9 protein-coding genes are annotated in these 13979 nt (G+C 50.8%); all 9 read left to right on the forward strand.

Annotated features, from left to right (window positions below):
• The first annotated feature begins 108 nt into the window (after window positions 1-108).
• Window positions 109-1512 (forward strand): diaminobutyrate--2-oxoglutarate transaminase, encoded by a 1404-nt coding sequence (locus tag ABIA61_RS02980; RefSeq protein ID WP_404580407.1) that lies wholly within the window; start codon window positions 109-111, stop codon window positions 1510-1512.
• Window positions 1513-1524: 12 nt separating this feature from the next.
• Window positions 1525-2994 (forward strand): MDR family MFS transporter, encoded by a 1470-nt coding sequence (locus tag ABIA61_RS02985; protein ID WP_404519091.1) that lies wholly within the window; start codon window positions 1525-1527, stop codon window positions 2992-2994.
• Between the two features lie 25 nt (window positions 2995-3019).
• Window positions 3020-4981: an IucA/IucC family protein gene (locus ABIA61_RS02990; RefSeq protein ID WP_283655820.1), complete on the forward strand. Its 1962-nt coding sequence runs from the start codon at window positions 3020-3022 to the stop codon at window positions 4979-4981.
• A complete protein-coding gene (locus ABIA61_RS02995) occupies window positions 4972-6861 on the forward strand; it encodes an IucA/IucC family protein (protein WP_283655821.1) in 1890 nt (629 codons plus the stop codon). The genes ABIA61_RS02990 and ABIA61_RS02995 overlap by 10 nt, the downstream gene beginning before the upstream one ends.
• Window positions 6855-7616: an HpcH/HpaI aldolase family protein gene (locus ABIA61_RS03000; protein WP_283655822.1), complete on the forward strand. Its 762-nt coding sequence runs from the start codon at window positions 6855-6857 to the stop codon at window positions 7614-7616. The genes ABIA61_RS02995 and ABIA61_RS03000 overlap by 7 nt, the downstream gene beginning before the upstream one ends.
• Window positions 7617-7640: 24 nt before the next feature.
• Window positions 7641-8867 carry a type III PLP-dependent enzyme gene (locus ABIA61_RS03005; protein ID WP_283655823.1) on the forward strand — a complete coding sequence of 409 codons (1227 nt, stop codon included), beginning with the start codon at window positions 7641-7643 and terminating at the stop codon, window positions 8865-8867.
• A 140-nt stretch (window positions 8868-9007) separates the two neighbouring features.
• Window positions 9008-11047, forward strand: a complete 2040-nt coding sequence (locus ABIA61_RS03010; protein ID WP_404580268.1) for an IucA/IucC family protein — start codon at window positions 9008-9010, stop codon at window positions 11045-11047.
• A 106-nt stretch (window positions 11048-11153) separates the two neighbouring features.
• Entirely contained in the window at window positions 11154-12770 is a 1617-nt protein-coding gene (locus ABIA61_RS03015; protein ID WP_404580269.1) for a helix-turn-helix domain-containing protein, read from the forward strand.
• A gap of 97 nt (window positions 12771-12867) precedes the next feature.
• Entirely contained in the window at window positions 12868-13872 is a 1005-nt protein-coding gene (locus tag ABIA61_RS03020) for an ABC transporter substrate-binding protein (RefSeq protein ID WP_283655826.1), read from the forward strand.
• Window positions 13873-13979 lie beyond the last annotated feature (107 nt).

The following is a 13979-nucleotide window of genomic DNA, read 5'->3' on the forward strand; positions in this document are numbered from 1 at the left end:
TTTATTCTATTTTAGGAATTAAAAACAGTTTTTGTCCAAATTCCGGTCTGAAATGTCCATGGAAACAGGATATTTATTCCATATAATAAGGAGGTGAATTAATTGAAAATGATTATCAATATCAAAGGAGCGATAGAGTTGCCAAAAGCTACTACTGCTATCTCGCAAAACACCCGTTATCTGGAGAGTCAGGCTGCACGGGAATCCAATGCCAGATCCTACCCCCGTCGTATCCCCATTGCCATCGCCGAAGCAGAGGGCATCCATGTCAAGGATATGGATGGAAAAATTTATTACGATTGCCTGGCCGGGGCCGGAACTTTAGCACTCGGTCATAATCATCCGGTGGTCATTGAGGCGATCAGGGAGCTGCTGAATCACAAGCGTCCGTTGCATACGCTCGATTTGACTACTCCGGTGAAGGAGCAATTTGTAGAAGAACTGTTCGCCAGTCTGCCTCCTGAATTTGCCCGTCAGGCGAAAATTCAATTTTGTGGCCCGACCGGGGGAGATGCGGTGGAAGCTGCGATCAAGCTGGTCAAAACGGCTACGGGCCGCCGAAGCATTTTTTCCTTTCAGGGAGGTTATCATGGATCAACCCACGCTACGATGAGTCTCAGCGGTACTTTGGGGCAAAAAGAGCGAGTACAGGGCTTGATACCGGATGTTCATTTTATGCCCTATCCCTATGCGTATCGGTGCCCATTCGGAGTAGGTGGAGAGCAGACGCAGGCGCTTAGCAGTCGTTATATCGAAAATCTGCTGGATGATCCCGAGAGCGGGATCCTTACGCCATGTGCTTTTATTCTGGAGGTGGTTCAGGGGGAAGGCGGCTCTATTCCTGCGTCTGTGGAGTGGCTTCGGGAAATTCGCCGTATCACCAGGGAACGGGATATCCCGCTGATCATTGATGAAGTGCAGACCGGGCTTGGACGAACGGGGAAGCTGTTTGCTTTTGAACATGCGGACATTATTCCCGATGTGCTGGTCTTGTCCAAAGCGATCGGCGGCAGTCTGCCGCTGTCGGTTGTGATTTACAACGAAGCGCTGGATGTATGGAATCCCGGCGCGCATATTGGTACTTTTCGTGGCAATCAAATGGCCATGGCTGCCGGGCTTGCCACGCTGAAATATATCAAGGAGCACCGTATACCCGACCATGCTGCAGCCAGAGGCGAACAATTAATGGGACGTCTGAACGCCTTAAAGTACCAAACAGGCTGCATCGGAGATGTACGCGGCCGGGGGCTTATGATCGGGGTGGAAATTGTGGATGAACGACAGCCTGTAGATCAGTTAGGACATCATCCGGCCCATAAGCAGTTGGCCTCTCGAATACAGCAGGAATGCCTGAAACGTGGACTGATTTTGGAGGTGGGGGGAAGGCATTCCGCCGTGATGCGCTTTTTACCGCCGCTGATTGTGACGGAGCGCCAAATCGACGACATTTTCCTCATTTTTAATGAAGCGGTGCATGTGGCCTATGTCGGGTTGCAGCACGGTCATGGTTAAGCAGGCCGAGGGATGAACATACGTGCTGTGCCCGAGCGGTGGAAAGTCGTCATCACGGTGATGCTCGGCACCTTTACGGTTTTGCTGAATAACAGTTCGCTCAACCCGGCGATTCCGTCCTTCATTAAAGTATTTCATACGAACGCTGCTACGGCGAGCTGGCTCATCACTATTTTTCTAATCACGATGGGTATGACGATGCCTTTAACCGGATATCTGGCAGATCGTTTTGGAAAAAAGAAAGTATATCTGAGCGGACTTGCGCTCTTTGTCACAGGTTCCCTGCTCGGCTCGTTATCGTGGGGGCTTACCGCTGTCATCCTCTGTCGGGGACTGCAAGGGATGGCAGGCGGACTGATGATTCCGTTATCGCTGGCGCTGATTTTTGAAGCCTTTCCCAAGGAGGAACGCGGTAAGGTTACGGGAATCTGGGGGATTGCGATTATGGCGGCTCCGATGCTCGGACCTACGGTGGGAGGAATCGTGCTATCTCTAAGCAGCTGGCAGGTGCTTTTCCTCATAAATGTGCCAACCGGACTGCTGGGATTGCTGCTGGGGATGCGTTATTTAACAGCTGCATGTAGCAATCCGTCGCGCACCTTTGACAGCAGCGGATTTATAACGGTCACGTTGGGTGTGGGGTTGATTCTGTTTGCGCTGGGCAGAACAACGACCGCTGCGGATCTGATTGCCCCGCTACATATTCTACTGTTCCTTGCAGGCGCGGCTTTACTGGTTCTGTTTGTGCGAATGGAGCTGGTGAAGGAACAGCCATTGCTGAATGTGCACATTTTCAAAATACCGACCTACAGCTTGAGCGTCATCGTGGCGAGTGTACAGGCGATTGCGATGTTCGGCAGCATTTTTCTGGTTCCGATGCTGGTTCAATATGTGTATGGCTATGACGCCATGATGACAGGACTTGTGTTTTTGCCTTCCGCTATATGTACAGGGTGGTTTGTCACGATAGCAGGCAAGCAATTAGATCGCAAGGGGCCAAAAGGAATGATCAGCACGGGACTTATCATCACATGTGCCGCTACGGCGATGCTCGGTATGCTCCAGATGAATTCACCGCTGTGGATGATCTTCGTCCTCATGATGCTGCGGGGAATTGGGCTGGGTCTGTCGAATATGCCTGCCACAACGGCCGGGCTGAATGCGATTCCCGATGAGCTGGTAGCCCAAGGCTCGGCAATGAACAATGTGATGCGCAGACTGACCTCTTCGCTTGGAATGGTTGTGATTTCGATTTATTTTGAAGTTCGCAAGGCTCAGCTTCTGGCGGGGGGCTATTCGGTGGAAACAGGAACGCTGCAAGCGATCAGGGAGGGTTTTATCGGGATGAGTATATTGATTTTACTCACGATTCCCGCCGCTTTTTTCCTGAAGACGCCTGACTTCCTTCGTAAAAATGGAGCGCGTCGTACATCCAGTGATACCCCAGAAGCGAAAGCTTCTGCGGCTGCACCTAAGGTTTGAACAGGAAGGGAGAGAAAGAGTATACATGCTGATACAATCAACGGAGGTTCCCACTATCGCTGGAGAGCTGTCCAAAAGCAGGATCTGGGCGGAGCAAGCGACACTGCGGGCCTTGGTCAACAGCTATCTGCGGGAAACACAACAATTTGACCCGAGAATGAACACGGAAGCATCGGAAATAAGGGTGATTCTGCCCCAAATCGGGCTGAAAATCATGGGAACTCTACACCATTTCTCTGCAACTGGCCAACATATGTATGGGAGTGCTTGGTACGAGGTGGAAGAAGGAGGGACGTACAGGCCCCTGGAGATGGATGGAGTTATACAAAGGCTGCTGGACGAGATGAGCTATCACGCCAAGCCCGAGCAAAGGGAAGCGGAACAGCAAAAGATGAAGCAGCGTATTCGTAACAGCATGCACAAAATGACGCTCTTTATGGATCACCATACGAAGATCACAGGCGAGAGCAAGCCAAAGTCTTCCTCAAGTACAGAAGCCCACCTGACGTATGTACGCTCAGAGCAGTCTTTGCTGATCGGACACCCTTTTCATCCTTTTCCGAAAAGCACGGAAGGATTTGCTGATTATGAGCTTCCGTTATACAGTCCCGAGATGGGCGCGGCGTTTCCGCTGTATTATTTCGCGGTTCATGAGGATAACGTGCAGGAGGAATGGATTGGTGAAGAGCATCGCAGGGATGCCATTGACCCGTCTGTGCGGCTCCATGCTCGGCGTCAATGGGGAGAGGAGCTGGCGCGGTATCGTATTTTGCCGATGCATCCATGGCAGGCCGAGCAGGTGTTGCGTCAATCCTGTATTCAAGGTTTGATACGTCAGCGGGTGTTGATTCCTTTGGGTGCGCTAGGCCCTGTCGTTTATCCGACTTCTTCGATACGAACAGTATGGGATTTGAAAACCGGAAACGGCTATAAGCTACCGCTGCATGTGCGGATTACCAATCTTGTGCGTGACAATACACAGGAGCAGGCTCGGCGTACTTTGGATGCTGCGAAGGTCATTCATGAGCTTTCAGCCGACTGGTCGTCCCATATCCAATCCGAGTCCTTCAAGGTGCTGACAGAAACGGGATACAGCCGCGTATGCTTCCAGCCGAATGAGGATGCGAAACGGACAGAGAGTCCTGAGTTTACTAAGGGTGCAGGGCTTTCACAGGTCACCACCAGTGATGCAAAGTATGACGCAGGACATGAGTATAGCCCGGCGGCAACAGAACGAGGAGCAGCGACGGCTCAAGAGCTGGAGCAGCTGTCTGACCAGTTTACGGTTCTTTATCGTCCGATGGATTTGAACCCTGAATCCACCTATGTACTGGCTTCCTTGCTGGAGCCGTTGCCGGGTGAACAGGAGCCGCGGCTTATTGGAGTGATTCGGGACAATGCCCCGGGCAAAAACGGAAAACGGCCTGACCTGTTAACTTGGCTGGAACGGTATCTGCACGTATCCATGGTGCCCATGCTGCGTTTGCTTGCGGTGAAGGGTATCGCATTCGAGGCCCATGTACAAAATTCGCTTCTGTCCCTACAGGACGGATGGCCGGAATGCTACTATGTACGGGATTTGGAGGGCGTAAGTATTGTGCGTGAACAGGCCGAGGCAGCCGGGTGGATCAGTTCATTGATTGCTGAGGACAGTCCCGTATTATACGGTGCAGAAGAGCCGTGGATGCGTACCCGTTATTATTTCTTCGTTAACCATTTGGGGGCATTGATTCATGCCCTTGCGGTTCATGAGCAGCACGGTGAGCAGGAGTATTGGAGGGTGGTTCGCAAGGTGCTGGAGCAATTACGGAAACAAGATGCTGGTTCTTGCCCCCGTCTAGCTGCCTATATCCAGGATTTATTGACCGCACCTACACTGCCTGCCAAAGCCAATTTCACAAGCTGCTTTCAATCCAGAGGGGATGCGCCTTCGTTTATCCCGATCCCTAATCCAATTCATTTTCGTGAGGTGACTTCATGTCTGTAACTAATATTTCGGACCATAATTTTTCTACAAGCAGCCTTTCTACAGCTCCCGCCAGCAACGCTTCGACCACTCAACGCTTTATTCAGGCGCTCCGCTCGGATACCTTTACGCAGGTGGAGCAGCGTATCATCCGGCAACTGATTCAGGCATTGCTGTATGAAGAAATTTTGCCCTATGACACGCATAGCGATTCCTTGAATAACGGCGACCCACATTTTATATTGTTCGGCAAAGACATTACAGGTCGCGCCGTCCAATATCGTTCTGTCGGAAAACGGATGAACAGCTTTGGGCGCATTCGGCTCGTTCCTGTGCCGGTCATACGGGTCGGGACAGACGGAAGCGAGACGACAGCTACGCTGACGGATTTTGCAAATGAGGTCCTCAGTGCCGCACAGCAGGGTGAACGGCTTCAGCGCTTTATCGAGGAATTGGAGCAGACCTTACTAAAGGATGTACAGGCGCAAAGCTCTTTTACCGCGCCATTTCTGGCGGATGACCAGCGTCGATATGATGAACTGGAAGGCAATTTGGGGGATGGACATCCCTACCATCCATGCTACAAATCCAGAATCGGCTTTACGCTGGCAGATAATGAACTGTATGGTCCCGAGTTCAAGCAGCCGCTCCGTCCTGTTTGGCTGGCTATTGCCAAAAGCCATAGCCGGGCAGGGCAGTCGCAGGCGATTGAGTATGAAGCATTTATTCGCCAGGAGCTGGGAGAAAGCGAAGTCGCACGCTTCCAAGCCTTGTTAACCAGCTACGGTCAGCAACCGGAGGCCTTTCGCTTCATGCCTGTCCACCCGTGGCAATGGCAGCAGGTCATTTTGCCCCGGTTTCATCAAGAACTGACGGATCAGCGGATCGTATGGCTCGGTGAAGCGAGCGATGTGTATCAGGCGCAGCAGTCGATCCGCACATTGTCCAACCGGACCACACCGGAGCGCTCGTATGTGAAGCTGTCGCTCAGCATTATGAACACCTCCACCAGCCGGATCATGGCTGGGCATACCGTGCTGAACGGAGCGCTCATCACGGACTGGCTGCATGGGTTGCTGGAACACGATGAATACGCTGCGCAACAGGGATTCTTTGTTTTGCGTGAGGTTTTGGGTATCACGTATGACTATGAGCAGCTTCCCGAATACCGTCAGGCGAAAACCTACGGCTCACTGGGGACGGTTTGGCGGGAAAGCATTCACGGGTATTTGCAGCCGGATGAGGATGCGATTCCTTTTAACGGACTATGTTATGTGCAAAAAAATGGAGTGCCCTTCATTGATTCGTGGATACAGCAATTCGGCGTAGAGGAATGGACACGGCGTGTGCTGGAGGCCACGATATCGCCGATTATTCATATGCTGTATGCGCATGGGATTGGTATGGAATCCCACGGCCAGAATATCATTTTGATCCACCGGAACGGGCAACCGACACGGGTGGCGCTTAAGGATTTTCATGATGGTGTCCGGTTTTCTGTGAACCATCTGACAGAGCCGGAGAAATGCCCCGATCTTCATCCTGAGCCGCCAACTCATGCCCGAATTAACCGCAACTCGTTTATTAAAACGAGTAACCCGGACGATGTACGCGACTTTTCTTACGATGCTTTTTTCTTTATTGCAGCCGCCGAGCTGGCGATGTTCCTGGCCGAACATTATCAACTGGCCGAGCAGCGTTTTTGGGAAATGTCCGCACAGGTCATTCATGATTATCAGCGCCAGCATCCTCAGCATAAGAAGCGATTCCGTCTGTTTGATTTGTTTGCCCCGACCGTACAGATTGAAGAATTGATGAAAAGACGTCTGCTTGGGGATGAGGACCTTCATTTCAAGCCGGGAATGAACCCGCTGTATGTGCACCGGGAGCCGACATGTTGACTGTAAATCGGCTTCAGGAGAAGCTGCGGACAGGACAGGAGGTCGTTGGCCTCATCGCTTCCATTCCGGCGGCGCTTACGGTCGAAATGATCGGACATGCCGGATATGATTTTGTGATCATTGATATGGAGCATGTCATGGTCAATCCCGAGACGGTGGAGCATATGATCCGTGCTGCGGAAGCCGCACAAATCACGCCCTTGGTGCGTGTGCCTGAAGTCGATGCGAAGGAAATACTGCGCGTACTGGATAGCGGAGCGCAGGGGATCGTTGTTCCGCATGTGGAGAGCAGGGAGCAGATGGAGATGCTGGTTCAGGCTGCTAAATACAGCCCGGAGGGCAAGCGAAGCCTGAACAGCGGCAGACCTGCCGCATTTGGCAAAGGAAGTCTGGTGGACTACATGAAGCAGGCCAATGAACAGATTATGCTGGTGCCGATGATTGAGAGCGGATTGGGTGTGGAACGCATCGCGGATATTTTGTCTGTACCGGGTATGGGCATGGTGCTGGAGGGAGCAGCGGATTTGTCCCAATCGTACGGAGTGCCGTGGCAGACCGATGCAACGATTGTGCAGGAAGGGCTACAGCGCGTCTTTGAAGCTTCACAGCAAGCAGGTATTCCGTACTGTGCCATTCCACGCAGGGACAGGGAATACGGCGCATGGGTAGAACAAGGGGTTCATGCCTTCGTACTGGGTGATGAGCGGGGAATTGCTTTTCGCGCCTTGCAAAAAAGAAGGTCTGACCTACAGTAGCTCTCAACATAAAGGAGGAAGAACATGAGGCAGCTTGTTACAGCATTATCTGGAGGACAGATCGCTCCGTATGTGGAAAAGCTTATCCAGCAAACACGGGAGCGAGAGCAGCAGCCGATATGCGCATATATATATGACTTGGGCGCACTGAGAGAACGGGCACAACGTTGTGTGAGCAGCTTGCCCGACGATTGCAGTTTGTTTTACGCGGTCAAAGCTAATCCCGATCCTCAATTGATCGCCAGCCTGCTTCCCACCGTAAAGGGCTTTGAAGCTGCATCTATTGGAGAGATTCGGACCATTCGCGAAGTGTCAGCCGACGTGCCGATTATTTTTGGAGGTCCGGGGAAAAAGGACTCCGAAATTGAGGAAGCGCTAGAGCGGAAAGTGATGCTGATTCACGCCGAGAGTTTGCATGAGTTGCAGCGTATCGGCTGGATTGCCGAACGCAGACAACAGCGTGTATCTATTTTGCTGCGTATTAATTTGCGGCGTACCTTGCCGGAGGCGAGCATCACGATGTCTGGTCGGCCCACTCAGTTTGGTATCGACGAAATTCAGGTGCCGGAAGCGATCCGACTGGCCCAAAGCCTGCCGTATGTACAATTGGAGGGCTTCCATATGCACTCTCTGTCCAATAATCTGGATGCCCGGCTGCATGCCCGCATGGTCGCTACGTATTTGCAGTGTGTGCAGGGCTGGATTCAGGAGCATGATCTATCCATCCGCTATCTGAACGCGGGCGGCGGCTTCGGCATTTCGTATACCGATCTGGAGCGCAGGTTCGAATGGGATGATTTCATGGAAGAATTGCATCAAGTGTGGGAGGAATACCGCATTCCCGACATCCAGCTCATTTTTGAGTCCGGGCGCTATATGGTGGCGCACTGCGGGTATTATGCGGCAGAAGTGATCGACCTCAAAACGAATCATGACCAGCATTACGCCATTATTCGTGGGGGAACCCATCACTTTCGATTGCCAGTGTCATGGCAGCATAATCAGCCGTTTGAGGTGGTTGCTGTTGACGATTGGCGTTATCCTTTTCCGCGCACAGAGCGGCGACAAACAGCAGTGACCATCGCGGGTGAGCTTTGTACCCCCAAGGATGTGCTGGCCCATGAAGTGTATGTGGAGCATTTGCGAATTGGGGATGTTCTGCTGTTTCATATTGCGGGAGCCTATGGCTGGACGATTTCCCATCATGATTTTCTCAGCCATCCACATCCACATTTTTACTATATAAACTGAAATGAGAGTTACCTATAGCGCCACTACGCAGACGGATGGTGCTTCCCATCGTCCCCAGCCCCTGGATTTCTAAAATAAAGCCGATGATCAGGGTCGAAATCAGTCAAAGCAGCACTAACATTAAGGAGGAATGAATCCATATGAAATACACAACAAGCACGACCCCGGTGCTTTCATCCGAAGAAACAACGCTTTTGCAGAAGAAAAAGCAGGCTGAAAACCATGTCATGCAGGATCTCATCAATACATTGCTGGCGGAAGGATTTTGGGAGCATGCCGATATTGAACTGCTGTCTATTTCGCAATGGCAAAGCTACTATACTACCGTCCATCCTGAATTAGGCGAGCTATTTTCTTTTGCCGATCCTGAAGCTATTGCGGATCCAAAAGGGGAAACCTCTCCAAACGGTCGTTATATAAGCCTTTACCGCTGGTGGGTGGATCGGGAACAGCAGCACAGTCTCATTTTTCCCGTACAAGCTGCAGTGGTTCAACCCTATCGCTATCTACAGTCGAGTGGTGTGTATGAAATTCGGCGGTGGTCAGAGGGTGGCGGGTTTAGTGCAGAATTGCTTCACCCCGTAACGCTGATGCAGCGTGTGATTGAGGGATGCCTGGATGAAGAATACCGTCAACAGGAGGGAGTGGGACGGTTTATCCAGCTACTAGAGCAATCCATTGAACAGACTACATGGTCGCTGGATAGCGGACTGACGGATGAAAATATACTGGAGAAATCGCCCTCAGAGGCTTTTCAACGATTGGAACAGTATTCTTCGCTGCGTGATCGTCCGTTTCACCCCGCATCCAAGGCCAAAACGGGCTTGAACGAGGAGGACTATCGCAAATATATCGCTGAATTTGGGCAAGACATCACGCTGAACTGGGTGGCGCTCCGAAAGGATGCGGTGATGACCGGAGTGGGAATCGCACAAGGGCCTCATTTTACGGACACAGAAACAGTAGCAGATGCAGTCAAATCGGACACACAGCGTCCATACGATGGGCAGCAGCCGGACGACCTTCTTCTGTCCAGCTCCGAGCGTCAGCTAGTAGAGCAGGAGATGCAGGAACGCGGATTAGCTGCGGATTATATTGCAATCCCCGTTCATCCGTGGCAGCTCACGTATATGCTACCCCAGCATTTACATACCGAGCAGGTGGACAAAGTATGGATTCCACTGGAAGTGAAGGCCGGAGCTTTTCAGGCAACCTCGTCTGTGCGCTCCCTGTCTCCCAAGGATGGCGGGCAGAATTATGTCAAGCTGCCGCTGGGCGTGTTTTCATTGGGGGCATCCCGCTATCTCCCTGCGGTAAAGCTGATTAACGGAGATCGCGGACAAGCCATGTTGCAGCAAGCCAAGACGCGTGACCCACAGCTTCAGGAACGCTTATTTTTATGCGATGAAGGCTCCTGGTGGGCCTATATGCCGGAAAATGGCAGCCTGTATGATGATCCACCCCGGCACTTGGCAGCGATGGCGCGGATTTATCCGCACGAATTGATCCATGATCCTGCTGTTCGCCTGATTCCCATGTCTGCGTTGGCCGCAAGTCAGCACCATTTTTTCCAGGAATGGGCGGCTGAGCGCGGACTTCCAGACACGGCAAAATCGGTAAAACAACTGTTCGGTGAAGTGTGCTCGGCATTTTTTGAAATCATGCTGCGCTTGTATCGGATCGGGCTTATGCCTGAAATCCATGGACAAAACTGTGTGCTGGTTTGGAAAAATGGAAAGATCGAGCACATTTTGCTACGTGACCATGACTCGGTACGTCTGCATCTGCCCTGGCTGACAGAGCAGGGAATAGCCGATCCTGAATACCAAATCCGGCCAGGCTATTCCAACAGCCTATATAATGAAACACCGAAGAAATTACTGTTCTACCTGCAAACCCTTGGCATTCAAGTCAATCTGTACGCCATTATAGATACTCTTTCCGATGTTTATGGTATAGACGAGTTCACTTTATGGTCTGTATTAAGGCATCAATTGGAAGAAGCGATTCATCGCGTGCCTTTCAAGGCTGCCGTTCGTCAGGAAATCGAGCATATTTTATTTGAAAAGCCGGACTGGCCACTCAAGCTACTGGTTAAGCCTTTGCTGGAGCAGTCTGGCGTACCCGGCAGCATGCCATCTGGTCAAAGCCGTATACAGAACCCGTTTCATCATTTATAAGCTTGAGCGCAATTCCATTTTGCAAAATCCGACCCAGTCTATATATAATGAAAAGAGTTCTCATAGAATCGAGAATAATTATCGATATATAGAAAGGCTGGGAGCCATGAATACGCAGGATCAATCCTTTACTTCATTTCTTTATAAACTGCAAGATATTCAGCATGTGTGCTCTGGTCGCTCTTCCTCCCGGCAAGAAACGTCTTTTCATACCTTGTTATTATTCAATGAAGGCGAAGGGGATATAGTCATTGATGGAATGACGTATCCTCTTTACCGTCAAAAGGGCTTTATGCTCGCTCCCGGCGCAGCCATGAAGCTCCATATGTTGTCCGGCGCTCCAGCGGATTATTACATCATCCGTTTTCTTGCATTACAGCCGTCCGGGGAGCCGGACCGTTACATACCCGCACCAGCGATTGGACCGCATGAATGGATCATTTCCCACTTTCGTTTTGTGATGGATATGGTCGAGGAGATCAAGAGGAAGCATCATTGTAATAGCGTGTGGGACCAAATGAAGGCCAACATTGTATTTCAGGAAATGCTGATGTCCTTGTTTCAGCATACGAGCCGTGATCAGAAGCCCGATGTGCAGCAGGCGGTGACGCTGACCCATCATTATATGGAGCAGCACTATGCCTCTGATATTACGCGGGACAAGCTGGCGGAGCTGGCAGGGATGAGCGCTGATTATTATTCACGTATGTTCAAAAAATTGATTGGCAAAAGCCCGATGGAATATTTGACGGACATTCGTATCAATCATGCGAAGCAGGCGCTGGTGCTTACCCGTGATTCCTTTCGTTCTATTGCTCACGGTGCCGGTTTTAGCGATGAATTCTATTTTAGCCGCAAATTTAAAGCTGCCACAGGACGCTCCCCCTCAGCCTACGTGAATACAATCCGTTATTCGGATAAAATCGCTTCGCTCAAGCATCTGTTAACCGGACATTTGGTGGCATTGGGCATTGAGCCGTATGCGGCGGTCATCAACAAGGCTTATCCTGTCACCGAGGGCTTCCGCAATACCATTTCGGTGGGTGAGGTTCAGCCCGACCTGGAGAAGCTGATGTCAGCCCGGCCTGATCTGATTTTAACCTGTGAGTTTAGAGATTTTGAGAAGTCGAAAAAGGAAAAAATGTACGAGCAGATTGCGCCCACCGTCACCGTGCCCTTTTTTCAAAACTGGCGCACTCATTTTCAGTCGATTGCCCGTATTGTCGGCAAGGATGCGGAAGCGGTGGAATGGCTGGAACGGTATGAAACGAAGGCTGCGACCATTTCTCGAAAGCTCAGGCAAAAGATCGGCGGGGAGACGGTGCTAATCGTCGGAGTGGGGAACCAGAAAATGTGTGTGTATGGACAGCGGAATGTGGGAACGGTGCTATACGGGGATTTAAAGCTGGCTATGCCTGCGGGAGTGGAGGATATTGCCCATTACCGTGAGGTGACGGTGGACGATCTGGCTGAATATGATGCGGATCGCATCATACTGACGTGTTTCCGCCATTATGGAAATGCCTGTGAAGAACAAACGATTCAGCAGGAATGTCTGGCACTGTGGCGCTCTCCTGAATGGCAGAAGCTAAAGGCGGTGCAAAGCGGAGCCGTACACCATATGTGTGATAGCCGACACCTGTATACATGCTATACTTCGTTGTCCCACGACCTGTTATTGGACAAAACGATCACGTTGTTATTGTCTGATTCGTCCAAATAAAGGACGCTAACGTCCATGTTCATCATGGCCCCCCTCCCTATAATTAATAATGAGAATCAATATCATTATTGGCGATCTAAATAGGGGGAATAGAGAAATGCAAGCATCAGGCAAGGGGAGTATATGGATTGCACTCATAGTTGTATTGCTGCTTTTATCAGGCTGTGGCACTGGAGGCGCGGGTAAGAGTGCGGATTCCGGTGGAGCGACTGGAACGGATAAAGGAACGACGGACACGCAGGGAGCGGCTTCAACCGATTCGGTGCGTACCATTGAGCATGTGTTGGGTAAAACCGAGATTAAGGGGACACCCAAGCGGGTCGTAACGCTGTATAACGGAGCCAACGATGTTATGATCGCCTATGGTATAAAGCCTGTGGGGATTGTGGAGTCCCATGGAACGGAGCCCGTGTATGACTATTTAAAAAAGGATCTCGCAGGGATTCCCACGGTCGGGTTGGAAACACAGCCGAGCCTGGAGGAGATTTATAACCTGAAACCGGATGTCATCATTGCAACCCGATTCCGTAACGAGGCGACGTACCAGCAATTATCGGAAATTGCCCCTACCGTGGCCGTCAATGAAGTATATGAGTGGAAGGAAACCGTAAAACTGATCGGACAAGTGTTGAATCAGGAGGATAAAGGAACACAATTACTGGCGGATTGGGATCAGCGTGTAGCGAATTTCAGGACGAAAATGGGTGACCGTCTGCCGATCAAGGCCTCCATTGTTAATTTCCGCGCGGACCATGCACGTATTTATTATATGGGCTATGCCGGGAAAATTCTGAAGGAGTTAGGCTTTACCCGCCCTCCTGCACAAGAAGGGGATCAGTGGGGAGTTAAAGTCAACAGCAAGGAAAGCATACCCGATATGAATGCAGAGACATTGTTCGTATTTAACTCCGGTAAGGATCCGGCTGCGATTGAAAAAAATGTTGAAGCCTGGACCCGTCATCCTCTATGGAAAAACCTTGATGCATACAAGAAAAATAGCATTTTTAAGGTCGACGAAGTGAACTGGAATTTGGCTGGAGGTTATCTGAGCGCGAATCGGATGCTGGATGATCTTTATAAAATGTATGATCTGAAATCATAAACCTACATGACAATAAGAACAACGGAAATATAGCAGAGGGGTGAGGGGTTATATCTCTCATCCTTCTTTTATGTTGTACCAGGCTGTTGGAAGAGTGAGGCTATGCA

Origin of the sequence: Paenibacillus sp. RC21, assembly GCF_044907935.1 — a bacterium.
Taxonomy (GTDB): domain Bacteria; phylum Bacillota; class Bacilli; order Paenibacillales; family Paenibacillaceae; genus Paenibacillus; species Paenibacillus terrae_A.

Coding starts and splice junctions, on each gene's coding strand:
- ABIA61_RS02980 (WP_404580407.1), top strand. CDS start 109: ATGATTATCAATATCAAAGGAGCGATAGAGTTGCCAAAAGCTACTACT.
- ABIA61_RS02985 (WP_404519091.1), top strand. CDS start 1,525: ATGAACATACGTGCTGTGCCCGAGCGGTGGAAAGTCGTCATCACGGTG.
- ABIA61_RS02990 (WP_283655820.1), top strand. CDS start 3,020: ATGCTGATACAATCAACGGAGGTTCCCACTATCGCTGGAGAGCTGTCC.
- ABIA61_RS02995 (WP_283655821.1), top strand. CDS start 4,972: ATGTCTGTAACTAATATTTCGGACCATAATTTTTCTACAAGCAGCCTT.
- ABIA61_RS03000 (WP_283655822.1), top strand. CDS start 6,855: ATGTTGACTGTAAATCGGCTTCAGGAGAAGCTGCGGACAGGACAGGAG.
- ABIA61_RS03005 (WP_283655823.1), top strand. CDS start 7,641: ATGAGGCAGCTTGTTACAGCATTATCTGGAGGACAGATCGCTCCGTAT.
- ABIA61_RS03010 (WP_404580268.1), top strand. CDS start 9,008: ATGAAATACACAACAAGCACGACCCCGGTGCTTTCATCCGAAGAAACA.
- ABIA61_RS03015 (WP_404580269.1), top strand. CDS start 11,154: ATGAATACGCAGGATCAATCCTTTACTTCATTTCTTTATAAACTGCAA.
- ABIA61_RS03020 (WP_283655826.1), top strand. CDS start 12,868: ATGCAAGCATCAGGCAAGGGGAGTATATGGATTGCACTCATAGTTGTA.